Annotated in this window: 22 protein-coding genes; 8 read left to right on the top strand and 14 right to left on the bottom strand. The window is 72.0% G+C overall.

What is annotated here, in order from left to right; translation table 11 throughout:
* Positions 1–2 precede the first annotated feature (2 nt).
* A complete protein-coding gene (locus ACWEOH_RS10910) occupies positions 3–275 on the bottom strand; it encodes a nickel-binding protein (RefSeq protein WP_452030825.1) in 273 nt (90 codons plus the stop codon).
* Positions 276–383: 108 nt separating this feature from the next.
* Here ACWEOH_RS10910 and ACWEOH_RS10905 point away from each other — a divergent pair, with 108 nt between their 5' ends.
* Genes ACWEOH_RS10905 through ACWEOH_RS10895 form a run of 3 tightly spaced genes read left to right on the top strand, consistent with a single transcriptional unit; the run spans position 384 to position 2,553 of the window.
* Positions 384–560, top strand: coding sequence for a hypothetical protein (locus tag ACWEOH_RS10905; RefSeq protein WP_452030823.1), 177 nt, complete (start codon positions 384–386; stop codon positions 558–560).
* Between the two features lies 1 nt (position 561).
* Positions 562–1,641 carry an NAD(P)H-dependent flavin oxidoreductase gene (locus ACWEOH_RS10900; RefSeq protein WP_452030821.1) on the top strand — a complete coding sequence of 360 codons (1,080 nt, stop codon included), beginning with the start codon at positions 562–564 and terminating at the stop codon, positions 1,639–1,641.
* Positions 1,642–1,698: 57 nt separating this feature from the next.
* On the top strand, positions 1,699–2,553 hold the full coding sequence (locus ACWEOH_RS10895) for an NAD-dependent epimerase/dehydratase family protein (RefSeq protein ID WP_452030819.1): 855 nt from the start codon (positions 1,699–1,701) through the stop codon (positions 2,551–2,553).
* Between the two features lie 72 nt (positions 2,554–2,625).
* Here ACWEOH_RS10895 and ACWEOH_RS10890 read toward each other — a convergent pair whose 3' ends face one another.
* The 4 genes from ACWEOH_RS10890 to ACWEOH_RS10875 form a co-directional block, all read right to left on the bottom strand.
* Positions 2,626–3,309, bottom strand: coding sequence for a VOC family protein (locus ACWEOH_RS10890; RefSeq protein WP_452030817.1), 684 nt, complete (start codon positions 3,307–3,309; stop codon positions 2,626–2,628).
* Positions 3,310–3,369: 60 nt separating this feature from the next.
* The gene (locus ACWEOH_RS10885) at positions 3,370–4,323 is read right to left on the bottom strand and encodes a DMT family transporter (RefSeq protein ID WP_452030815.1); all 954 of its coding nucleotides are present in this window, start codon (positions 4,321–4,323) and stop codon (positions 3,370–3,372) included.
* A gap of 94 nt (positions 4,324–4,417) precedes the next feature.
* Positions 4,418–5,416 (bottom strand): type I glyceraldehyde-3-phosphate dehydrogenase, encoded by a 999-nt coding sequence (gap, locus tag ACWEOH_RS10880; protein WP_452030813.1) that lies wholly within the window; start codon positions 5,414–5,416, stop codon positions 4,418–4,420.
* A 174-nt stretch (positions 5,417–5,590) separates the two neighbouring features.
* Positions 5,591–6,115 carry a metallophosphoesterase family protein gene (locus tag ACWEOH_RS10875; RefSeq protein WP_452030811.1) on the bottom strand — a complete coding sequence of 175 codons (525 nt, stop codon included), beginning with the start codon at positions 6,113–6,115 and terminating at the stop codon, positions 5,591–5,593.
* A gap of 47 nt (positions 6,116–6,162) precedes the next feature.
* On the opposite strand from ACWEOH_RS10875, the gene ACWEOH_RS10870 reads away from it, so the two are divergent.
* Positions 6,163–6,552: a hypothetical protein gene (locus ACWEOH_RS10870; protein WP_452030809.1), complete on the top strand. Its 390-nt coding sequence runs from the start codon at positions 6,163–6,165 to the stop codon at positions 6,550–6,552.
* Position 6,553: 1 nt separating this feature from the next.
* On the opposite strand, the gene ACWEOH_RS10865 is transcribed toward ACWEOH_RS10870, so the two are convergent.
* The gene (locus ACWEOH_RS10865) at positions 6,554–7,909 is read right to left on the bottom strand and encodes an MFS transporter (RefSeq protein WP_452030807.1); all 1,356 of its coding nucleotides are present in this window, start codon (positions 7,907–7,909) and stop codon (positions 6,554–6,556) included.
* 78 nt (positions 7,910–7,987) lie between these two features.
* Between ACWEOH_RS10865 and ACWEOH_RS10860 the strand changes: the two genes are divergently transcribed.
* Complete coding sequence (locus ACWEOH_RS10860) at positions 7,988–8,377, top strand: MerR family transcriptional regulator (protein WP_452030805.1); 390 nt, start codon at positions 7,988–7,990, stop codon at positions 8,375–8,377.
* Between the two features lie 114 nt (positions 8,378–8,491).
* Here the strand turns inward: ACWEOH_RS10860 and ACWEOH_RS10855 are convergent, their stop codons facing one another.
* Positions 8,492–9,454 carry a GlxA family transcriptional regulator gene (locus ACWEOH_RS10855; RefSeq protein WP_452030803.1) on the bottom strand — a complete coding sequence of 321 codons (963 nt, stop codon included), beginning with the start codon at positions 9,452–9,454 and terminating at the stop codon, positions 8,492–8,494.
* A 354-nt stretch (positions 9,455–9,808) separates the two neighbouring features.
* Between ACWEOH_RS10855 and ACWEOH_RS10850 the strand changes: the two genes are divergently transcribed.
* On the top strand, positions 9,809–10,564 hold the full coding sequence (locus ACWEOH_RS10850) for a hypothetical protein (protein WP_452030802.1): 756 nt from the start codon (positions 9,809–9,811) through the stop codon (positions 10,562–10,564).
* Positions 10,565–10,777: 213 nt separating this feature from the next.
* On the top strand, positions 10,778–13,075 hold the full coding sequence (locus ACWEOH_RS10845; RefSeq protein ID WP_452030800.1) for a beta-glucosidase: 2,298 nt from the start codon (positions 10,778–10,780) through the stop codon (positions 13,073–13,075).
* A 105-nt stretch (positions 13,076–13,180) separates the two neighbouring features.
* Here the strand turns inward: ACWEOH_RS10845 and ACWEOH_RS10840 are convergent, their stop codons facing one another.
* The 4 genes from ACWEOH_RS10840 to ACWEOH_RS10825 all read right to left on the bottom strand — a co-directional run bounded on the left by ACWEOH_RS10840 (position 13,181) and on the right by ACWEOH_RS10825 (position 18,368).
* A complete protein-coding gene (locus tag ACWEOH_RS10840) occupies positions 13,181–15,100 on the bottom strand; it encodes a glycoside hydrolase family 127 protein (RefSeq protein ID WP_452030798.1) in 1,920 nt (639 codons plus the stop codon).
* Positions 15,097–16,071, bottom strand: coding sequence for a carbohydrate ABC transporter permease (locus ACWEOH_RS10835; RefSeq protein ID WP_452030796.1), 975 nt, complete (start codon positions 16,069–16,071; stop codon positions 15,097–15,099). The genes ACWEOH_RS10840 and ACWEOH_RS10835 overlap by 4 nt, the downstream gene beginning before the upstream one ends.
* Positions 16,071–16,994, bottom strand: coding sequence for a carbohydrate ABC transporter permease (locus tag ACWEOH_RS10830; RefSeq protein WP_452030794.1), 924 nt, complete (start codon positions 16,992–16,994; stop codon positions 16,071–16,073). Before ACWEOH_RS10830 ends, ACWEOH_RS10835 begins: the two co-directional genes overlap by 1 nt.
* 81 nt (positions 16,995–17,075) lie before the next feature.
* Positions 17,076–18,368, bottom strand: a complete 1,293-nt coding sequence (locus ACWEOH_RS10825) for an ABC transporter substrate-binding protein (RefSeq protein WP_452030792.1) — start codon at positions 18,366–18,368, stop codon at positions 17,076–17,078.
* A 168-nt stretch (positions 18,369–18,536) separates the two neighbouring features.
* Here ACWEOH_RS10825 and ACWEOH_RS10820 point away from each other — a divergent pair, with 168 nt between their 5' ends.
* Positions 18,537–19,565, top strand: coding sequence for a LacI family DNA-binding transcriptional regulator (locus ACWEOH_RS10820; RefSeq protein ID WP_452030790.1), 1,029 nt, complete (start codon positions 18,537–18,539; stop codon positions 19,563–19,565).
* Positions 19,566–19,718: 153 nt separating this feature from the next.
* On the opposite strand, the gene ACWEOH_RS10815 is transcribed toward ACWEOH_RS10820, so the two are convergent.
* From ACWEOH_RS10815 to ACWEOH_RS10805, 3 genes are read right to left on the bottom strand one after another with little or no spacing between them, the layout of a single operon-like run.
* A complete protein-coding gene (locus ACWEOH_RS10815; protein WP_452030788.1) occupies positions 19,719–20,414 on the bottom strand; it encodes a CPBP family intramembrane glutamic endopeptidase in 696 nt (231 codons plus the stop codon).
* Positions 20,411–20,908 (bottom strand): nucleoside deaminase, encoded by a 498-nt coding sequence (locus ACWEOH_RS10810; protein WP_452030786.1) that lies wholly within the window; start codon positions 20,906–20,908, stop codon positions 20,411–20,413. Before ACWEOH_RS10810 ends, ACWEOH_RS10815 begins: the two co-directional genes overlap by 4 nt.
* Positions 20,909–20,941: 33 nt before the next feature.
* The gene (locus ACWEOH_RS10805) at positions 20,942–21,709 is read right to left on the bottom strand and encodes an SDR family oxidoreductase (RefSeq protein ID WP_452030784.1); all 768 of its coding nucleotides are present in this window, start codon (positions 21,707–21,709) and stop codon (positions 20,942–20,944) included.
* Positions 21,710–21,801: the final 92 nt, after the last annotated feature.

Here is a 21,801-nt window from a genome sequence, read left to right as displayed (position 1 = left end):
CCTCAGGAGACCGGTGCGTACGTCCCGTTGGGCAGCGCCATGCTGTCGACCTCGATGATGACGTCAGCCGGCAGCCCTGCCCGTGCCGCCGCCGCGATGATCGCGTCGGGCGACGGCGCCTCGTAGACGCAGTAGCTCTTGCGACGATCCACCGAGAGGAAGGAGTACAGCCAGCGCACGTCTTCCTCGTCGTTGATCAGGCCCAGCTCGCGAGCCCCGTCGGGCGAATTGTGGACCTGCTCCGCGTAGTTGCGTTCGATGATGTAGTACGGCATCGCACACCCCCTGCGTGCTCGTTTCAGGGCCGAGGGTACTCCCCACCTGCTGGCGCCGGAACTGCGCGCATCCCCCTCGTTCGGGCCACACGGGCGTAGCGTGGAACGGTGCGAGCGGAGGAGCAGCCGAACGAGCTCGAGGGCAGGATGCTCGACGGCGCCGTGTGCTGGCTCGCGGCGACGTGCACCGAGTGCGGCGCGCTCATCGAGGGTGGCACATGCTGGAACTGCGGCGCCCGGCGCGCCGACGAGTGGGGCGTGCAGCCCGCGACGACGGAGGACTGACATGGCGGATGCCGCGACACGGCTGACCGAGCTGCTGGGCATCGAGCATCCGATCGTGCTCGGGCCGTTCGGCGGGCTCTCGTCGGTCGAGCTCACCTCGGCGGTGAGCGAGCTCGGCGGGCTGGGGTCGTTCGGGCTCTACGGCTACGACGCCGGGCGCATCGCCGAGACCGCGGCGGCGCTGCGCGCGGCGACCGACCGGCCGTTCAACCTCAACGTGTGGCTTCCGCTGACGGTTGCCGCGACCGACGCCCCGCTCGACCGCGACGGCTACGATCGCACCGTCGAAGCGCTGCGCCCGTTCTTCGACGAGGTCGGGCTCCCCGTTCCGACGGAACCGCCCGCGTCGTACCTTCCGTCGTTCGAGGAGCAGTGGGACGCCGTGCTCGAGGCGCGGCCCGCCGTCGCGAGCTTCGTGTTCGGCGTGCCGCCCGCCGACGTCGTCGAGCGCGCGCGAGCGCGCGGCATCCGCTTGATCGGCACCGCCACCTCGGTCGACGAGGCCGTCGCGCTCGACGCGGGCGGAGTCGACGCGATCGTCGCGACCGGGCTCGAGGCCGGCGGACACCGGGTGTCGTTCCTGCGCGAACCCGAGCAGTCGCTCGTCGGGTCGATCGCGCTCGTCCCGCAGGTGGTCGACGCGGTGTCGGTGCCCGTCATCGCGGCAGGCGGCATCGCCGATCGGAGGGGCGTCGCCGCGGCGCTCGCGCTCGGCGCGTCGGGTGTGCAGGTGGGCACGGCGTTCCTGCGCACGCGGCAGTCGGCCGCGAACGACGCCCACCGCGCGGCCATCGGCGAGACGGCCGCGCACGAGACCGTGCTCACCCGCGCCATGAGCGGACGCTTGGCACGCGGGAAGCTCAACCGCGCGATCCGCGAGATCGAGGCATCCGGGGCCATCGCGCCGTTCCCCGCACAGAACTGGCTCACCGGGAGGTTCCGCGCCGAGGCCGCGCGCCAGGGCCGCGGCGACCTGCAGTCGCTTTGGATGGGCCAGTCGGCGCCGCTCGCGGTGCGCGACGACGTGCGCGCCGTGTTCGAGGAGCTCGCGGCCGGAATGCCGTCGTCCAGCGCAGCCTGAACGTCGCGTCACCGTGCCGTGCGGGCGGCCGGGGCGCCGTTTGGCATGATCGTGCCCATGGGTGCAGCGGATGCCGCGAGCGAGGTCGTCGTCGTCACGGGCGCGTCGGGGCGTATCGGCCGGCGCGTGGTGCCGCTGCTGCGGCGGCCCGGCCGGACCCTGCGGCTGGTCGACGTCGACGTGCCCGAGGATTCCGCCGCGGCATCCGATGACCACGAGCTCGGGGTCATCGAGTGGCATCGGGCCTCGATCGAGGACCCCGACGCGATCGGGCGGGTCGTCGACGGCGCCGATGCCGTCGTGCACCTCGCTGCCCTCGCCTCGGAGCGGCCGTGGGCCGAGCTGCTGCGCGTGAACATCGACGGCACGCAGAAGGTGCTCGAGGCGGCCCGCACGGCGGGCGTGCCCCGGGTCTTCCTCGCGAGCAGCGTGCACGCCGTCGGGTTCGCCGAGGTCGCGGATGTCGCGCAGGACGAGCCGCTGCTGCCGCGGCCCGACACGTACTACGGGGTCAGCAAGGCGGCCCTCGAGGCGCTCGGCAGCCTATACGCCGACCGGTTCGGAATGAGCATCGTGACGGCGCGCATCGGCCACTTCGCGCCCGACCCCGGAACCGGCGGCATCCTCGGTCTCAGCCTGGCGCAGTGGTTCTCGGTCGACGACGCCGTGCGGCTCATCGAGGCGGCGCTGCGCGTCGACGACGGACGTCACCACCTCGTCTGGGGCGTCTCCGCGAACGCGCCCGCGCGCTTCTCGCTCGAGGCGGGTCGCGCCATCGGGTACGAGCCGCAGGACGACGCCGTGCGTGTCGCGACCGAGCGCGACGGCGTGGCGCCCGTCATCCCGGCACCGCGGGGACCGATCGGCGGCATGTTCACCGACGACGAGCATCCCGTCGGCGGGACCTGGTAGCGAGCCGCCCGCCCGGGCGGCTGGAGAGCCCGCCGCGCCCGGAGCTTCCGCAGCATCAACGCGCCGGGCGCGTCACTCGTCGCGCGCCTCCTCGAGCCGCACGGCCTCGCGACCCCACCACGTCGTGATGTCCACGCCATGGTTCTCGGCGTCGGCGAGCGTCCACCACTCGGGCGCGAAGGAGTCGTCCGCGATGCGGCCGCCCGCCGCGACGGCCGCGTCGATGCGGGCGTGCACCTGGTCGTGCGGCACGCTCACGTCGATGTGCATGCGTCCGCGGCCCGGCGCGACGCGCTCCTCGCGCTGGAGGAAGAAGGACGGGTTGCGCCGCAACGGGTCGACGAGGTGGGACCCATTGGGCCGCACGTAACCGAGCACCGCCGCCCAGAACGGGATGACGTCGGCCGACGGCGGCGACGCGACCGCGGCCTGCACGACCAGCAGCGCCGACGGGTCGGCATCAAGTCCGAGGTCGCGCGCCACCTCGGAGATCCGCCGCGCGAGCTCGAGGTCTCGAGTGCTGAGGTTCCGGATGCCGCGGGTGATGAGCTTCACCGCGACGCCCTCGCGACGCAGGTCGACGTCGGGGTCGTGCCGAGTCGGCGCGGCGAGCTCGGCGACCGCGGCCACGAACCTGGCCGCCTGCGCGTACGAGGTAGCCCGGAAGAACGCGTGCGCACCCCAGTAGAGCACCCGCCAGTCGTCGACGCCGTCAGCGTCGTGGAACTGCTGCGGCGTAATGGGCTCGACATCCATGCGCCCCATGCTGGCCGCGCAGGGCCGTGCTGGCAATCCCGTCGAGCGGGCTCAGCCGGGCTACGCCTGTCGGCGCGCCTCCTGATCCTGCCGTTGCCCCGGTTGCTGTTCCTGCTCCGCGCAGGCCTCCTCGGGACCCTCGGCGGCCACGGGCTCCTGCCGCTTCCGTGTCACCAGGTAGGAGCCGAGGAGCACGAGCACGAAGCCGACGACCGTCCACACGGTGATGCGCTCGCCGAGGATGAGCACGCCCGCGAGGATGGCGACCGCCGGGTTCACGTAGGTGATGGCCGTCGCCTTGACCGGTCCGATCTCGCCGATGAGCGCGACCATGAGCAGGAACGCCAAGGCGCTGCAGACCACCGCGAGCACGACGATCGACACGACGACCGACGTCGACGGCCAGGCCGTCGGCCACGCACCGGTGAACAGCACGAAGGGCACATAGATGACGGCGGTCGCTGCCAGCGACACGGCGACCACGCCGACGCCGGGGAGGTCGGACATCCAGCGGGCGAGGATCGCGGGCCCGAGCGCGTAGCCGACCACGACGACGGCCACCTCGGCGACGGCGATGAGGTCGGACCCCGCGATGTCGAGCCCGACGAGCGCGGCGACGCCGAGCATGCCGAAGGCGATGCCGAGCCAGTTCAACCGGCTGAGCCGCTCGGGGCGGCCCATGATGAAGGCGATGGCGACGCCGGCGAGCGGCACCGTGGCGAGCAGCAGCCCCGCGGTCGAGCTCGGGAGCTTCTGCTCGGCCGAGCTCAGGAAGTACCACGGCAGCACGATCTCGACGATCGTGTAGGCGAGCATCGGCTTCCAGCGCCGCACGACCTGCCAGACCTCGCGACGGAAGAATGCGAGCGGCAGCAGCAGGAGCGCGGCCAGCGCGGATCGCCCGAGGACCACCATCGAGGGCTCCAGCTCGCTGACCGCGATCTTGATGAAGAGGTAGGGGATGCCCCAGGCGATGCCGAGCGCGGCGAAGAGGATCAGCCCACGACGAGTCACCAGCCAATTCTGCGTCGTGCCACCGACATCGTGCGACCGGTCGGCTGCCGGGTTGGCGCGATATCCCGCCAACCCGGCAGCTCGGACGAGCGTCTCAGCCCTGAGCGAGCAGCTCCAGCGTGTCGATCACGCGGTTCGAGAAGCCCCACTCGTTGTCGTACCAGGCGACGACCTTGACGTGCTTCCCGTCGACCCGGGTGAGCGCCGCGTCGAAGATGGACGACGCCGGGTTGCCGGTAATGTCCGACGACACGAGGGGGTCCTCCGAGTACTCGAGGACGCCGGCGAGGGGTCCGGACGCGGCGGCCCGGTACGCGGCGAGCACCTCGTCGCGGGTGACCTCGCGCGACACCGTCGTGTTGAGCTCGACGATCGAGCCGACGGGCACGGGCACGCGGATCGAGTCGCCCGACAGCTTGCCGTCGAGGCCCGGCAGCACGAGGCCGATCGCCTTCGCGGCGCCCGTCGTGGTCGGCACGATGTTCACGCCGGCGGCGCGGGCGCGGCGCGGGTCGCGGTGCGGGCCGTCCTGCAGGTTCTGCTCCTGCGTGTAGGCGTGCACCGTGGTCATGAAGCCGTGCTCGATGCCGGCGAGGTCGTCGAGCACCGAGGCGAGCGGCGCGAGCGCGTTCGTGGTGCACGAGGCGTTCGACACGATGGTGTGGGATGCCGCGTCGTACGCGTCGGTGTTCACGCCGTAGGCGAGCGTCACGTCGGCGCCGTCGGAGGGCGCGCTCACGAGCACCTTTCGTGCGCCGGCCTCGAGGTGCGCCTTGGCGGCCTCGGCGGACGTGAAGCGGCCGGTCGATTCGAGCACGACGTCGACCTCGAGCTCCTTCCACGGCAGGTTCGCGGGGTCGCGCTCGGCGAGGACCTTGATGCGGCGGCCGTCGACGACGAGCTCGTCGCCCTCGACCTCGACGGGGCGGCCGAGGCGACCGAGCGAGCTGTCGAAGCGCAGCAGCTGGGCGAGCGCCTTCGGGTCGGTGAGGTCGTTCACGGCCACGATCTCGAGGTCGGAGTCGCGCTCGAGGAGGGCGCGCAGCGTGTTGCGGCCGATGCGTCCGAAGCCGTTCACGGCGATGCGGGTCATGCGGGGGTTCCTTTCGTTCCCGGTGGTACCCCACGAGGATCGTCGATGCGCGGCGTCCGCGGCAGTGGCCGGAGCGACAGCATGCGCAAGGATCACGCCACGATGTTCGCGCCCTCGATCGAGGCAGCGGATGCCGCGACGCACCGCCCGGAGGCAGGCGACGGATGCCGAGCCTCAGCGCTCGACGGGCACGAGCTCGACCTCGCGCAGCTCCCCGGCATCCGCGATCGCGGTCATCATCGTGCACACCGGCTGGCGTCGCCGGTCGGTCGGCGATCCGGGGTTCAGCAGGCGGATGCCGCGTGGCGTCACGGCGTCCCACGGGATGTGGCTGTGCCCGAACACGAGCACGTCGAGCTCGGGGCGCCCGTCGCCGCTGCCGGCGTACGCGGCATCCGCTCGGAGCCCTCGCCCGGTCGCAGGACCCGTCTCGTGCACGACGCCGAACCGCAGGCCCTCGAGCTCGAACCGTGCGACCTCGGGCAGCCGGGCCCGCAGCGCCGCGCCGTCGTTGTTGCCGAAGACCCCGACGAGCCGCGCCGCACGGGCTTCGAGGGCGTCGAGCGTCGCGGCATCCACCCAGTCGCCCGCGTGCACGACCACGTCGGCCTCGTCGACCGCGCGCCAGACCCTGTCGGGCAGGCGCTTCGCGCGCGCCGGCACGTGCGTGTCGGAGATGAGCAGGAGCCGGGTCGGCATGGATCCATCCTCGCGCCGCGGGGCGCGAACCGGGCAGAATCGTTCGGATGATCCCCTACGAGCACACCGCGGGCGCCGGCTGGGCGCGCTTCTTCGCGTGGACCTCGCTCGGCATCGGGGCCGCATCCCTCGCCGTGGCGTTCCTGGTGCCGCTCGCGGGCGAGATCGGGCGCGTCGCCGTGGTCGCGTTCTTCGGCGGCTTCGCGATCTGGTTCGGGCTCATGGCGCGGAGCCGCTTCCGCGCGATCGAGCACCCGGTGTCGTGGCCGGCGGTGCTCGGGACCGTGCTCGGCATCCTCACGATGGTGATCATGGCGTACGCGATGTTCGCGCTCATCATGGCGATCTACTACGGCGTGCTGCTACCGATGGCGCCGAACTGGATCGCCGGCATCTCGAATCCAGGCGTGGGGATCGTGCCCGGCGTGGACGTGTAGCTCAGGCCGCTTCCTCGCGCGAGCGCCGCAGCACGACGAACAGCCCCAGCGCGGCAACGGCCACGACCGCGGCGCCCAGCGGCGGCAGCGCCGCGACGCCCGAGGCATCGACGACGAGTGCCGCCAGGCCCGCGCCGATCGCGATGCCGAGGTTGAACACGACCGGGATGAGCGCGCCCGCGAGCGACCGTCGCTCGGTGCCGGCCAGGCGCAGGATCATCGTCTGCGCGAGGGCCGGGAGCGCACCGGATGCCACGCCCCAGACCACGACGACCGCGATGCCGATTACCGGGTGCACGCCGACGAGGGCGAGCGCGGCGACGGCGATCGCGGTGACGAACGCGCCCGCGACGAGCACCCGGGCGGTGCGCGCGCCGAACCGTCCGGCGAGCACGATGCCGAGCCACGACGCGACGCCGAACGCGAGCAGCATGCCGCCGACGCCCCCGGGCATCGCCTGCGCCGGCGCCTCGACGAGTCGCGTGACGAACGTGTAGACGCCGTAGTGCCCGACGAGCAGCAGCGCGACGAGTCCGACGATCGCGAGCATCGGGCGCAGGGTTCCGGTGGCCGCCGGGGTGGCGGGGGTGGTCGGGTCATCCGGCGGCGCGGCATCCGTCGTCGTGGTCGCGGTGGGCGCGGCATCCGGCGCGGTGATCGGGGTGGGCGCGGCGGCCGGCGTGGTCGGGGTGGGCGCGGCAACCGTCGCAGCATCCGTCGCAGCGTGCGCCGCGGTCGGGCGCCGCACCACCGTGCGCACGAGCACCGCCGCCACGACCGCGGCGACCGCGAGCCCGACGAACGCGGCCCGCCAGCCGACCCCTTGCGCGACGAGGCTCCCGATCGGCGTGCCCAGCACCGTGCCGAGCGTCGCGCCGCCGAGCACCACGGCGACCGCGCGGGCCAGGTCGCGATCGGCGACGAGGTCGGCGGTGTACGCGTTCGTCGTCGCCCAGAGCAGGCCGACGGCGAGCGCACCGGCGAGCCGCCCGCCGACCGCGATCGGGTACGTCGGCGCCAGTGCCGTCACCGCGACGGATGCCGCGAGCCCCACGAGGCTCCAGACGACGACGTTGCGCCGGTCGAGCCGGCGCGTGAGGCGCACGAGCGGCAGGCTGCCCACGACCACGACCGCGGCCCACAGCGACACGAGGAAGCCGGTCTGCGCCTCGGTCACGCCGAGCCCCGCGCTCATCTCGGGGAGCACCGCGGTCGGGAGCATCTCGGCGGTGACCATCACGAACGCGGTGCCGCCGAGCACGAGCAGCGACGACCACGGAAGGCCGCGCGGCGCCGGCGCCGGGCGGGTCGGGAGTGCGGCTTCGGAGGGGGTGATCCGGGTGCTGGTGCGGTCCATGCTTCGACGCTAAACTCTGACATTGATGTCAATGTCAAGGTCTGCGTCGCGGATCGCCCGCTCCCAGGAGGCGGCCCCATGAAGATCGGCGAGCTCGCGAGCCGCGCGGGCGTCTCCCCGCGGCTGGTCAGGTACTACGAGCAGCAGGGGCTGCTCGCCCCGAACCGGCAGCCCAACGGGTACCGCGAGTACGACGAGGAGCACGTCGACCGCGTCATCCGCGTCGCCGGCCTGGTGCAGGCTGGCCTCACGACACGCCTCGTGAAGGAGGTGCTCGAGCTCGAGGACGCCGCGGCCGACGAGCGCCCGAGCTGCCCGCGCACGGTCGCCGACATGCTGGCGCACGAGCTCACCGGCATCGAGGAGCGCATCGCCTGCCTCAGCCGCAGCCGCGATACGATCCGCGACTTCCTCGCGCGCACCGAGCACGCGGCCGTGCTCTCGGAGCGCCGGGCCGCACTGGCCTGAGGCTGCGAGCCCGCGCTGCGGCATCCGCTGGGTCTCGATACGGCTGCTTCGCTGCCTACTCGACCACGGGTGCTGCTTCGCCGCGTACTCGACCACCGGGTGGTGCTTCGCCGCCTACTCGACCGTCGGGTGGGCCGCGAACGTGTGCCGGTACTCGCTCGGCGACGTCCCGAGGATGCGGTGGAAGTGCAGCCGCAGGTTCGCGCCCGTGCCGAGGCCGACGCGATCGGCGATCTGCTCGACGCCGAGGTCGGTGCGCTCGAGCAGTTCGCGTGCGTGGTCGATGCGGGCGCGCAGGATCCACTGCATGGGCGTGTAGCCCGTGTCCTCGACGAAGCGCCGCGAGAACGTGCGCGCCGACACGTTCGCGTTGCGCGCGAGGTCGCCGAGCGTGAGCGGCTGCCCGAGGCGCTCCATCGCCCACTGGCGCGTCGCCGCGAAGAGCTCGCCGAGCGGCTCGGGCAGCGCGCGGGGCACGTACTGCGCCTGGCCGCCGCTGCGATAGGGCGCGGCCACGAGCCGGCGCGCGACGTGGTTCGACAGGCCGACGCCGTGGTCGCGCCGCACGAGGTGCAGGCACAGGTCGATCCCGGATGCCGCGCCCGCGGACGTGAGCACGCTCCCCTCGTCGACGAACAGCACGTTCTCATCGACCCTGATCGACGGATGCCGCGCCTGCAGCGCGTGCGTGTAGTGCCAGTGCGTCGTGGCGCGCCGTCCGTCGAGCAGTCCCGTCGCGGCGAGCGCGAACGCGCCCGTGGAGATCGCCGCGAGCCGGGCGCCGCGCGCGTGCGCCGCGCGCAGGGCGTCGACCACCTCGGGCGGCGGATCCTCCCGGTCGGGGTGCCGGTAGCCCGGGATGAAGATCGTCTCCGCCCACTCGAACGCCTCGAGTCCGTCGGCCACGTGGTACGAGAGCCCGTCGCCGCCGGTCACCATGCCGGGATGCGCGCCGCACACCCGTACCTCGTACGGCATGCTCTGCCGCGTCGAGAAGATCTGCGCCGGGATGCCGACGTCGAGCGGCTTCGCCCCGTCGAGCACGAGCACAGCGACCCGATGGTTCCTGCGCTGCATCCGGCCAGACTGCCATGGTGCGCAAGGATGCCGCCACTCCCGCCTCATCAACTCGGGCGCACCACGGCCCCCACCGTGCAGATGCATGAGATTCCGCGTGATGAGGCTCAGCAGCGGGGCATCCGCCGGAATCTCATGCATTTCCCTCGGCCCGGCAGCGTTCGTGACCGGATCGAGACCGGCGCGTGACCTGTTCGAGACCGTCGTGACCTGTTCGAGACCGTCGTGATCGGATCGAGACCGTCGTGACCGGATCGAGACCGTCGTGACCGGATCGAGAGGTTCGCGCCGCCTGCACGGTCGGAAGATGGTGCCACAGCAGGCACACCGATCGGACACGAGGAGGGCCCCACGATGTCGGCAGCGCCTCCGAGCAGCACGCCGCCCGCGGCCCCTGCGCCCCCGGTGCCTCCGGCGACCGCGGCGGCGCCGAGCGACGGCGACCAGCCGATCACCGTCGTGCCGCAGCGCCGGCCCGCCGTCACGGGCTGGCTCGATGCACTCGGCACGGTGTCGCTCGTCGTCGGCATCGCCGCCGCGCTGCTCACCATGGTCACGCCGTTCCGCGATCCGATCGCGACGGGCGGCCTCGCGGCGCTCGCCGTGCTCGCCCTGGTGCTCGGACTCGTCGTGCGGGTGCGCGCGGTGGGCGCTCACCAACGAGCGACGAACGCGTTCATCGGCATCATCCTGTCCGTCGTGGCGCTCGCGCTCCTCGCGATCTCGTTCGTCCCCTACCTGTTCATGTCGGTCCTCGCCGAGCGAGGCGACGCGCCGCCGGCAGCGCCACCGTCGGTCGTGCGGCCCGTCGACGACGAGCTGCGGCAGCTCGAGGCATCCGCCCGGGTGGCCGAGCAGATGCTGGATGCCGCGCGGCAGACGACCGGCACCTACCCGACCACGCTCGCCGTCGCCACCAACGGCGACCTCCTGCTCACGCTCGACGGATTCGTGGTCGCGGGGCTGCCCGACGGCACCGAGGTGGACTACGAGACGAGCGTCGACGGCACGCGCTACGACCTCGTGTTCTTCGGCCAGTACGGCGGCAGCGTGGCCCTCGACTCCGAGCAGGGCATCGTGAGCTCGACGCCGGGGCCGACCGAGGGCTGAGCCGGCCTCGCCACGCGACATCCGTCGGCGAGCACGCGACATCCGTCACGAAATCCGCACCACCCCTTCCCTCGACGACCGCCTCGTGGCTAGGCTGTGAAACGGTTCAGAGTGTAGATCGGTCTACATAGATCGATCTCCACGGCGAGCCGACCACAGGGCTTGGCGGGGCACGCCCGTCAGGGGACACCTTCAAGGAAGAGGGAGAGATCGATGGATTCGATCACCGCACGACCGGCGCGCAGCCGGTGGCGGCGGCTCGCGGCCGTGGCGATCGGGGTGACGATCGCCGCCGGCGGCGTCGTCGCCACCGCCGCCGCACCCGCGACGGCCGAGGACTGTTCGGCGTATCCGTGGATGGACACGTCGAAGTCGGCCGACCAGCGGGCGCACGCGCTGCTGGACGCGAGCACGCAGCACCAGATGTACCGCTGGCTGGTCGAGCAGCCGGCGAACGACCCGCTGCGCACGACGTGGACGGGCGGCGTCGTCTACCCGGTGCAGGTGCCGTGCACGCCGGCCGTGATCTACGCCAACGGACCCGACGGCGTCTACACGAAGGCCGGCACGACGGCGTGGCCCGGCCCCATCGCCGTCGCCTCGACGTGGAACCTCGCCCTCGGCGAGGAGAAGGCCGTCGCGCACGCGAGCGAGTCGTTCGACAGCCGCAGCGCCGTCGTGCTCGGCCCGGGCATCGCGAGCGGCCGCACTCCGCTCTCGGGCCGCGGCTCCGAGTACTTCGGCGAGGACCCGCTGCTCTCGGGGCTCATGGCCGCGGCCAACGTGAAGGGCCTCGAGCACGGCAACCCCGACAAGCCCGTCGTCGCGAACCTCAAGCACTACGTCGCGAACGAGCAGGAGGTCGACCGCCAGACGAGCTCGTCGAACATGGACGAGCGCACGCTGCGCCAGGTCTACGACCTGCCCTACGAGATCGCGATCACGGAGAGCGACCCCGGCAGCGTCATGTGCTCGTACAACCAGGTCAACGGCGTCTACGCCTGCGAGAACCCGATCCTCACGACGAGCCTCGGCGAGCAGGCCGGCTTCGACGGCTACGTCATGAGCGACTTCGGCTCGGTGCACTCGACGGCCGCGTCCCTGGACGCAGGACTCGACCAGGAGCTCAACCGCCCGATCTGGTACACGCCCGTGCGCCTCGACGCCGCGCTCGCGGCCGGCGAGATCACGCAGGCGCAGATCGAGCAGGCCGCGTTCGACGTGGTGCACACCTACATCGAGAAGGGCCTGTTCGACCACCCGGTCCCGGCGACGGCGATCCCGAACGTGTCGACGCCCGCCCACAAGGCGCTCGCCCGCGAGATCGCCGAGCAGAGCACGGTGCTGCTGAAGAACGACGGCGTGCTGCCGCTCGCGGAGGATGCCCCGACGGTCGCCGTCATCGGCCAGACCGCCTCGGCGACGCCGACCGCCGGCGTGAGCGCGAAGACCGGCTGCGCCTGGTACCTCGTGTTCGCCCGCAGCACGGCCCTCAACTGCGATGCGATCGTCGATCCGCTGACCGGCATCACCCAGCGGGTGCAGCAGGCCGGCGGGCAGGTGCTCTACGCCAACGGCGCCGACACCGCACAGGCGGCGGCCGTCGCGGCGCAGGCGGATGTCGCGATCGTCTTCGGCCACTACACGATGGGCGAGACGACGGACCTCGCCGACCTGCACCTCGACGCCAACGGCGACGCCCTCATCTCGGCGGTGGCCGCGGCATCCGACCGGACCGTCGCGGTGCTCAACGCGGGCAGCGCGGTGGAGATGCCGTGGCTCGGCGAGGTCGACGCGGTGCTGCACGCCTGGCACTCGGGCGAGCAGTTCGGCCCGGCGCTCGCGGCGCTGCTCTGGGGCGACGTGAACCCGTCGGCGAAGCTGCCCATGACATTCCCGAAGTCGGTGGCCGACACGCCCACGGGCGCCTCGACCGCGCAGTACCCCGGCATCTTCTCGGACGGCTCGACGACGCGACCGGCCGGCTCGAACGAGATCCGCCAGGTGTCGTACGCCGAGGGCCTCGAGGTCGGCTACAAGTGGTACGACGAGCAGGACATCGACCCGCTGTTCGAGTTCGGCTACGGCCTCTCGTACACGTCGTTCGAGTACTCGGACCTGAAGGTGCAGGTCGATCGCGAGCGCCGCACGAACGAGCGCGCGGTCGCGACGGTCTCCTTCACGGTCACCAACACGGGCGACCGCGACGGCGCCGAGATCCCGCAGGTGTACCTCACGCTGCCGGATGCCGCGGGCGAGCCGGGCAAGCGCCTGGTCTCGTTCGACCGCGTCGAGCTGGCCGCCGGCGAGAGCACGCGCGTCGAGCTCGTGGTGGACTCGGCGGCGAGCAACCAGCCGTTCTCGATCTGGGACGTGGACGCCGACCGGTGGGTCTCGCCGAAGGGGTCGTACGAGATCTCGGTCGGCTCGTCGTCGCGGGACATCCGGCTCACCGACACGCTGCAGCTGAACATCACGATGCCGGCGGCATCGGCGAACGGCCGCGGCTGATGCGGGAGGCGCTGATGCGCTGACGCGCCCCGCGGCGCGATCGGACCGACGTCCGGGGCGGTGGTGCGGCCACCGTCCCGGACGTCTTCCGTGCCTGCGGGGCGCTCAGCTCCCGACGACCGGCACCCAGACGCGCATGCGCGACGGGCCGCGCTCGGCCCAGTCGTGGTACCGCACGAGCGGCACCTCGGCGCGGGCGCCCGTGCGCTCGTCGACGACCGCCACGACCACGCCGCCGTCGGCGACCTCCCGCGGCTCCACGGCCGCGTCCACGCGCAGGTCCGCGAAGTCGGATGCCTCGAGCACCGTGCCCGCGAGGTCGACCGACTCGAGCGCGAACACCTCGGGCCCGCGCTCCACCACGAGGCATCCGCGCACCGCATCGACCCGGGAGTCGGGACGCGTGAACCGCGGCGCGACGGGCAGCTCGAGCACGACCTCGTCGCCGGCCGCGAACAGGCGCTCGACGGAGACGACCCCGCGCGCGGCGGGCATGCGCTGCTCGAGCCCGGATCCGGCCGGGCGCACCACGAGCGACGCACCCGACGCCCACGCCGGGACGCGGAGCGAGAGGGTCCACGGCGTCGCGGCATCCGTCAGCACGCGCACGCGCACGACACCCGACGCCGGGTACTCGGTCGACACCTCGAGCGCGACCTCCTGCCCGTCGGCGAGCGTGGTGCGGATCGACGCGGGCGCGTACTGGTGCAGCTGGAGGCCCGAGGCATCCGCCGTTGCGACGTAGGCGGCGAGGCTCGCGAACGTGCGCGCCGTGTTGGGCGGGCAGCACGACACGTCGAACCACGGCGCGCGCAGCGACGAGTGGGCCCGCGGCGAGACCACGTCGGCCTCGGCCTCGGAGCCCGGCTGCCGCTGGTGCAGCGTGTTCGCGTAGTAGAACGCCGTGCCCTGGGCCGACGGCGACGTCTCGATCACGTTGAAGAGCGTGCGCTCGATCTGGTCGGCGTGCCGCGGGTCGCCCTGGGCGAGCAGCAGGCGCCAGCTGAACATGACGGATGCCACGCCCGCGCACGTCTCGGAGTACGCCCGGTCGGCGGGCAGCTCCCAGTCGTCGCCGAACGCCTCGTCCTGGTGGTGCGAGCCCTGCCCGCCCGTGACGTACGTGCGGCGGGCGACGGTCGCATCCCACTGGCGGTCGAGCGCGCGCAGCAGCTCGTCGTCGCCGGTCTCGACCGCGACATCCGTGGCACCCGAGGCCAGGTAGTTCGCCCGCACGGCATGGCCGCGCAGCACGTCGGCGTCGCGCACGGCGACGTCGTCCTGGTAGTACGAGCGGCCCCACTCGATGTCGCGCAGCGTGCCGCGGCCATGGCGTTCCACGAACAGGCGCGCCTGCTCGACGTACCGCGGCTCGCCCAGCGCCCGGCCGAGCTCGGCGAGCCCCACCTCGATCTCGGCGTGACCGCAGATGCGCTCGTCGCCGCCCTCGCCGAACACGTCGCACACGAGGTCGGCGGCGCGACGCGCGACGTCGATGAGCCCGTCGTCGGCGTCGGGACGCGTGCGCACGCGGGCGACCGCCGCTTGGAACAGGTGCCCGAGGCAGTACAGCTCGTGCCCCCACTCGAGGTCGGACCAACGCGGCCCCTGCCCGGGCCGGCCGAACTGCGTGTTGAGGTAGCCGTCGTCCTCCTGCGCCGCCGCGACGCGGGCGACGATGCGGCGCAGGCGCGCCTCGAGCTCCTCGTCGCCGCCGCGGCGGCCGATCTCCCACGACACGGCCTCGAGGTACTTGTAGACCTCGGAGTCCGAGAACTCGCGTCCGCGGCGGCCCTCGGGCAGTCGACCGGATGCCGCGAGGTCGAAGTTCGGCAGCCAGCCCTCGCGCTCGAGCCATCCCTCGATGTGCGCGAGCGTGTTCGTGCCGTTCACCTCCTGGCGGTGGTGCCAGAACCCGCCCGTGATGGTCACCTCGTCGAGGCCGAGCGGGCGCAGGGCTCCCGAGCTCGGCGCGACGGGCACGAGGTGGGCGGTGGTGGTGGTCGCGGTGCGGGTCATGTTCATCCCTTGAAGGCGCCCGACATGAAGCCGCGCACGTAGTGACGTTGGAGGATCAGGAAGAGGAGGATGCACGGCAGGGCGAGGACGACGACGCCCGCCTCCGTGGCTCCGTAGTCGACGACGCCCTGCACCTGGCCGCGCAGGTTCGAGATCGCGAGGGGCAGGGTCATCCGGTTGGTGTCGCTGATGAGGATCAGCGGGGCCATGAAGTCGTTCCAGGCGGCGAGGAAGGCGAACAGCCCCACGGTGATGAGGCCGGGCTTCACCGCCGGCACGAGCACCTGCCACAGGACGCGCCAGCTGGAGCATCCGTCGACCATGGCTGCTTCGTCGAGCTCGCGCGGAACGGACTCGAACGAGATGCGCATCATGAACATCGAGAACGGCAGCTGGAACATCGTGAGCACGAGCGCGACGCCGACGAGCGAGTTCGAGAGGCCCACCGCGTTCAGCAGCACGTAGAGCGGGATGAGCAGCGTCGTGTACGGCACCATGAGGATCGCGAGCGTCGACAGGAACAGCAGGTCCTTGCCCGGGAACCGGAACCGCGCGAACGCGTAGCCGCCGAGCAGTGAGATGACGAGCGTCAGCAGCACCGTGAGCAGCGACACGAACGTCGAGTTGAACAGGTAGACCCAGATGCCCGCCTGGTAGTTCGCGAGCGTCGCGTAGTTGCCGAAGCCCCAGCCGTCGACCTGGTTCGTGCCCGGCAGCGGCGAGACCGACGAGATCGCCGTCCAGATGAGCGGGTAGAGGAAAAGGAGCGCGAGCGCTCCCGTGACGACCCAGTACGGCGTGCGCAGGGCGAGGCCGGCGAACGACGTCGGCGCGGGGCGCTTGCCGGGCCCGCCGGCGCCTCCGAAGCGGCCGCGACCGCCGCGCGATCGGCGGTAGTCGGGCGCGACGATGGCGACCGTGCTGTCGGAGCGGGGATTCGACTCGTCGGAGGGCCGACGCGTGGTGGTCGTGCTCATCAGTCCTCGGCCTTCCGGTTGAACGCGCGGATCTGCGCGATGTTGATCACGATGAGCGCGAGCAGCACGATCACCGAGAGCGCGCCGGCGACGCCGAGGTCGTTCTGGCCCTGGAAGGCGACGCTGTAGATGAGCTGCACGATCGTGATGGTCGAGTTGTCGGGTCCGCCCTTCGTGAGGATGTAGAACTGCTCGAACGCGAGCAGCGAGCCGGTGACGCACAGCACGGTCGTGAGCGCGAGCGTCGGCCGGAGCAGCGGGATGGTCACGCTGCGGAACGTCTGCCAACGCGAGGCGCCGTCGATGCGCGCCGCCTCGTACACGTCGTCGGGGATGCCCTGCAGGCCCACGAGCATGAGCAGCATGTAGAAGCCCGCGTAGCGCCAGACGATGAGGAAGATGGTCGACCACAGCGCGCCGTCGGGAGTGCCGAGGAACGTGAAGCCCCACGCCTTCATCAGCCCGGCGAACGGCCCGGCGATCGGCGAGTAGAGCACGTAGAAGAGCAGCGACGCGGATGCCAGGCCGAGGGCGCTCGGCACGAGGAACGACGTGCGCAGCAGCCCCTTCCAGCGCGTCGATTCCTGCACCAGCAGCGCGAGCCCGAGGCTCAGCGCGAGCAGGATGATCGTTGTCAGGATCGTGTACTTCAGGGTGAAGAAGACCGAGTCCCAGAAGAACCGGTTCGACACCGCGTCCTGGTAGTTCTCGGGGAAGTTCCAGCCCTGGTTGCCGCCGAGCAGCGGCCAGTCGGAGCCCGACATCTGCAGCACGAGCAGCAGCGGCAGGGCGAAGAGGAAGAGCACGAAGAGCGCGGTCGGCAGGGCGTAGAGCCAGCCGGTGATCGCGCCGCGCCGGCCGGGACGGCGACGCTTCGGGCCGGATGCCGCGGCCGCCGTGTCGGCGGGGAGGGTGGCGGTCATGGTGGTGGAGCCTTTCGATGGGGCCGGTGGCCGGCGCGCGGCATGGACGTCCGCGCGCCGGCCGATCGGCCGTCGGAGCGACTACTGCGAGAGCACCGCCGTGATCTCGTCGTTGTCGGCGTCGACGGAGTCCCCGTCGCCGAGCACCGCGTTCCGCACGAGCGTGAGCCACGGGCTCGACGGCGCGTTGAACGCCTGCTGGAAGTTGATCGCGACCGGGGTGTCGCCATTGCCGGCCACCTCGTTGATCGTGATCAGGCGCGGGTCCTTCTCGGAGTACTCGTTGCTCGCGAGGTCGGCGCGGGAGACCACGTCGTTGTTCTTCGCGAGCACCTGCACCTGCGCATCCTCCGACATCAGCCAGTTGAGGAAGTTCCACGCCTGGGCGGCCTTCTTCGAGTCCTTCGAGATGCCGATGCCGTCACCGCCGACGAACGTCGAGCCGCCGCCCTTCGGGCCGGGGATGCCGGCGACGCCCGCGTCGAACGGCGTCGACGAGAGCAGCGTGGCCGGGTAGAACTGGATGCCGACCTTGCCCTCGGTGAAGCCCGCGGTCCAGGTCGGGCCCGCCTCGTCCTGCGACGACGGGAGCACCGCGCCCGAGTCCCACAGGTCCTTCCACGTGGCGTAGACGTCCTTCGCGGTGTCGCTCGCGAGCAGCGACTCGGTGCCGTCGTCGGAGAGCACCTCCTCGCCGTCGGCCCAGACGCTCGGGAACCACGTGAAGACGAGGCATCCGCCGCAGTTCAGGCCCGTGGCCGTGCCGTACGTGTCGGGCTTGTTCAGTGCCTGGATGGCCTTGGCCCACTCCGCGTACTCCGCGAGGTTCGCGGGACCCGCCTCGGCGTCGAGGCCGGCCTCGGTCGCGAGGTCCTTGTTCCAGAACATCATCGAGAGGTCGAGCATGAACGGGAGCACGTACTCCTGCCCGTCGAGCGTGCCGGCCGAGAGGTGGCCCGTGTTGATCTCGTCCTTGAAGTCGAAGCCGTCGATGTTGGCCGTGATGTCCTGGAAGAGCCCCTGCTCCACCCAGTTCGGCACGTAGACGATGTCGGCGGCGAACAGGTCGGGCAGGCCGCCCGAGCCGGCCGCGGCGCCCACCTTGGCGACATAGTCGTCGTTCGGCACGACCGTGAGCTCGACCTGGTTCTCGTGCGACGCGTTGTAGGCGTCGACGAGGAGGTTGGCCTGCTTCTCGAGGGGTGCGCGGGTCCAGAGGGTGAGGGTCGAGCCGTCGTCGACGCCTTCGGCGCCCGCGTCCGAGAGGTTGCTGGCGGGCTCGGAGCCCTGCGAGCAGGCGGCGAGTCCGACGGCGAGGGCGCCGGCGGCGAGCAGGGCCGTGGCCCGCGTCATCCGGCGAGTGATGCGTGTCATCTGAAGATCTCCTAGCTCATCATCGAGCGGGCTCGGGGGAAGCCCGGAATGTGATTGCACGGCATCGGTTCCGAAAATCACCGAAATGCCTTTCGGCACGCTACTCTGGCGATGTCACCGGCGTCAAGCACGACTTCCGGTAGCGTTTCACTCGGAAGGGCGACACGGATGGCGCGAACAGACTCCCCCGGCGGCCGGGCGGCCACGCTGAGCGATGTCGCGCGCCTCGCCGGCGTCTCGCTCGCCACCGCATCGAAGGCCATCAACGGGCGCGACCAGGTGGCGCCCGCCACACGCAAGCGCGTGATCGCCGCCGCCGAGGAGTTGTCGTTCACGCCCAACCAGCTCGCGCGCAGCCTCATCGCCGGCCGCACCGGCACCGTCGGCCTCCTCACGAGCGACCTCGAGGGCCGCTTCGTCATCCCGATCCTCATGGGCGCCGAGGACGCGTTCGGCGCCGGCCAGGTGAACGTGTTCCTCTGCGACGCGCGCGGCGACGCCATCCGCGAGCAGCACCACCTCAAGGCGCTGCTCAACCGCCGCGTCGACGGCATCATCGTGGTGGGCCGGCAGACCGACCCACGGCCCTCGCTCGGGCACGACCTCCCCGTGCCGGTCGTCTACGCGTATGCTCCCTCCGACGACCCGACGGATGTCTCGGTCACGCCCGACAACGTCGGCGGCGGGCGCCTCGCGATCGAGCACCTCGTCGCGACCGGGCGGCGGCGCATCGCCCACATCAGCGGCGACCCGACCTACGCGGCGGCGCAGGACCGCGCGGTCGGCGTGCGGGCGGCCCTCGCCGACGCCGGGCTCGAGCTCGTCGGCGACGTGCTCTTCTCCGAGTGGTCGGAGCACTGGGGCCGCGACGCGTCGGCGCTCCTGCTCTCGCAGCATCCCGACATCGACGGGATCTTCTGCGCGTCCGACCAGATCGCGCGCGGCGCGCTCGACACGCTTCGGGACCTCGGCAAGCGGGTGCCCGAGGACATCGCCGTCATCGGCTACGACAACTGGGAGGTGCTCGCCACCAACTCACGCCCCGAGCTGACGAGCATCGACGCGAACCTGCAGCAGCTCGGACGGGCCGCGGCCATGCGCATCTTCGAGGCGATCGACGGCGAGGCGCCCGGCGCCGGCGTCGACCACCTGCCCGTGCGGCTCGTCATCCGCGGGTCGACGATCCCGCGGCGCTGACTCAGCGCGGACGCGGCGCTGCATGCGCGGCGGTGCGTTCGCGCGCGAGCATCGGTCTCTGCGCCACTTTGCGCACGTTCGCGCCAGTTCGACTGGTGCGGAGGCCGCCGAAGTGGCGCAGGGGCGCTGGCCCTCTCGCTGGGCTGCGCCCGGTCAGAGCAGCGCGAGCAGCAGCACGACGCTCACGAGGTTGCGCACCGCGTGCACGAGCAGGGCGACGAGGAGGTTGCCGCGCGTGAGCCACATCGTGCCGGCGAGCACGAGCCCCATGCTCGCGTAGACGAGCACCGACGCGAGGTCGGCGACGTCCTTCAGGTGCCAGAGGCCGAACAGCAGGCTGGAGCCGACGATGAGGAGCCACGCCGGAAGGCGGTGGCGGCAGCGCCACGCGAGGGCCTCGCGGAACACGAGCTCCTCCACGATCGGCCCGAACACGACCGCCGCGAGCGCGATCACCCACCACGTCTCGGGGCCGCCGAGGGCGGACACCAGTTGGGCCTGGTTCACGCCGGTCGGGCTGCCGCCGAGCAGGAACACCACGATGCTGACGATGGTCGGCAGCACGAAGATCGACACGAGGCCGGCCACGAACAGTCCGAAGGTCACCCACGGGTGCTCCCTCGTCAGCCGAAAGCTCCGCGCCCACGTGTCGCGATACACCCAGCTTCCGACGGCGGCGAACACGACCACGATCGCGAGGTTGGCCCACGTCGCGACGACGGGGCCGATCCCGCCGGTGAGCGCGAACACCGCGGCGCCGACGAAGAACGACGCGAGGTAGGCGATGACGAAGATCGCGCGTGCGACGCGGCCCGTAGTGGCCGGCGCCGTCGTCTGCAGCTCGGTCACGTCCAGAAGCCCTCGTGCACCTCGGTCGCCTCGGGCAGCTCCGCCGGACCCGCGACGGCGACCGGACGACCGCCGCGCGCGAACACCTCGCGGCACGGCAGCTCCATGGTCGGCACGCCCTCCTGCGCCGCGACGAGCTCGCGCAACCCCGCCTCCGAGAGCGCGTAGACGACGCGCGCGATGCCGCTCCAGTAGATCGCGCCGGAGCACATCGCGCACGGCTCGGTGCTCGTGTAGAGCGTCGCGGTCGCGAGCTCCTCTGGCGTGAGCGCCTGCGACGCCGCACGCACGGCGTTCGTCTCGGCGTGGCCGGTCGGGTCGCCCGTCGTGACGACGGTGTTCATCGCCTCGACCGCGCGGCCGTCGGCGGCGACCACGATCGACCCGAACGGGTGGTCGGTGCGGTTCCGCGCCTCGCCCGCGAGGGCGGTGCACCGGCGCAGCCACGCGAGGTCGGCGTCGGTCACGAGGGTCGGATCGGCCTGGTCCAGCATGCGCGGAGTCTAGCCGCGACGCGACCCCGGCCGTCAGCGCGCCGGCGCCGCGGCCTGCGCCGCCTTCCACTGCGCGAACGTCGTCGCGCCGAGACGCGCGGTCGCGGCATCCGCCGGCACCAGCGAGCCGTCGTGGAGCTTCGTGCCGAAGTACTCGGCGTCGGGGTCTGCGACCACCGTGCGCTCGTCGCCGCGAGCCGCGAGCGCGTCGGCGATGAACTCGTCGAAGCGGAACTCCTCGGGCCCGGCGATCTCGACGTCGGCGTTCAGGGGCTCGCCCGTCGCGACCGCGGCCACCGCGTCGGCCACGTCATCGGACGCGATCGGCCGGAACTTCACGGGCGCGATGCGCACCGTGTCGCCGTCGGTCGCGCCGTCGGCGATGGCCTTGCCGAACTCCATGAACTGGGTGGCGTGCACGATCGTGAACGGCACGCCGCCGTCGCGGATGAGCCGCTCCTGTGCGACCTTCGCCCGCATGTAGCCGCTGTCGGGCAGCCCGTCGGAGCCCACGATCGACAGCGCGACGTGGTGCCCGACGCCGGCCGCCTGCTCGGCCGCGAGCAGGGTGTTCGTCGAGGTCTCGAAGAACGCGAGCACGTCGTCGGGCGCGAACGACGGCGAGTTCGACACGTCGATCACCACCTGCGCGCCGGTGAGCGCCTCGGCGACGCCCTCGCCCGTGAGCGTGTTCACCCCGGTGTTCGGTGCGGCCGCCACGACCTCGTGCCCCTGCGCGGTGAGCCGCTGGGCGACCTTCGACCCGATGAGCCCGGTTCCGCCGATGATGACGATCTTCACGATGTTCCCTTCCGTCGGGGCATCCGCCACCCCGTTCCAGAAGCTCCGACCGCGCGGCCCGCCGATCTGTGACACGGATGCCGCGCCGGAGC

The organism is Agromyces sp. NPDC004153 (assembly GCF_053603635.1).
The sequence above is the reverse complement of the archived record's forward strand: the minus strand, read 5'-3'. Positions and strand labels throughout refer to the sequence as shown.

Coding starts and splice junctions, on each gene's coding strand:
- ACWEOH_RS10840 (WP_452030798.1), bottom strand. CDS start 15,100: ATGAACATGACCCGCACCGCGACCACCACCACCGCCCACCTCGTGCCC.
- ACWEOH_RS10890 (WP_452030817.1), bottom strand. CDS start 3,309: ATGGATGTCGAGCCCATTACGCCGCAGCAGTTCCACGACGCTGACGGC.
- ACWEOH_RS10900 (WP_452030821.1), top strand. CDS start 562: ATGGCGGATGCCGCGACACGGCTGACCGAGCTGCTGGGCATCGAGCAT.
- ACWEOH_RS10860 (WP_452030805.1), top strand. CDS start 7,988: ATGAAGATCGGCGAGCTCGCGAGCCGCGCGGGCGTCTCCCCGCGGCTG.
- ACWEOH_RS10835 (WP_452030796.1), bottom strand. CDS start 16,071: ATGAGCACGACCACCACGCGTCGGCCCTCCGACGAGTCGAATCCCCGC.
- ACWEOH_RS10830 (WP_452030794.1), bottom strand. CDS start 16,994: ATGACCGCCACCCTCCCCGCCGACACGGCGGCCGCGGCATCCGGCCCG.
- ACWEOH_RS10910 (WP_452030825.1), bottom strand. CDS start 275: ATGCCGTACTACATCATCGAACGCAACTACGCGGAGCAGGTCCACAAT.
- ACWEOH_RS10810 (WP_452030786.1), bottom strand. CDS start 20,908: ATGCTGGACCAGGCCGATCCGACCCTCGTGACCGACGCCGACCTCGCG.
- ACWEOH_RS10850 (WP_452030802.1), top strand. CDS start 9,809: ATGTCGGCAGCGCCTCCGAGCAGCACGCCGCCCGCGGCCCCTGCGCCC.
- ACWEOH_RS10895 (WP_452030819.1), top strand. CDS start 1,699: ATGGGTGCAGCGGATGCCGCGAGCGAGGTCGTCGTCGTCACGGGCGCG.
- ACWEOH_RS10825 (WP_452030792.1), bottom strand. CDS start 18,368: ATGACACGCATCACTCGCCGGATGACGCGGGCCACGGCCCTGCTCGCC.
- ACWEOH_RS10875 (WP_452030811.1), bottom strand. CDS start 6,115: ATGCCGACCCGGCTCCTGCTCATCTCCGACACGCACGTGCCGGCGCGC.
- gap (WP_452030813.1), bottom strand. CDS start 5,416: ATGACCCGCATCGCCGTGAACGGCTTCGGACGCATCGGCCGCAACACG.
- ACWEOH_RS10855 (WP_452030803.1), bottom strand. CDS start 9,454: ATGCAGCGCAGGAACCATCGGGTCGCTGTGCTCGTGCTCGACGGGGCG.
- ACWEOH_RS10820 (WP_452030790.1), top strand. CDS start 18,537: ATGGCGCGAACAGACTCCCCCGGCGGCCGGGCGGCCACGCTGAGCGAT.
- ACWEOH_RS10845 (WP_452030800.1), top strand. CDS start 10,778: ATGGATTCGATCACCGCACGACCGGCGCGCAGCCGGTGGCGGCGGCTC.
- ACWEOH_RS10865 (WP_452030807.1), bottom strand. CDS start 7,909: ATGGACCGCACCAGCACCCGGATCACCCCCTCCGAAGCCGCACTCCCG.
- ACWEOH_RS10870 (WP_452030809.1), top strand. CDS start 6,163: ATGATCCCCTACGAGCACACCGCGGGCGCCGGCTGGGCGCGCTTCTTC.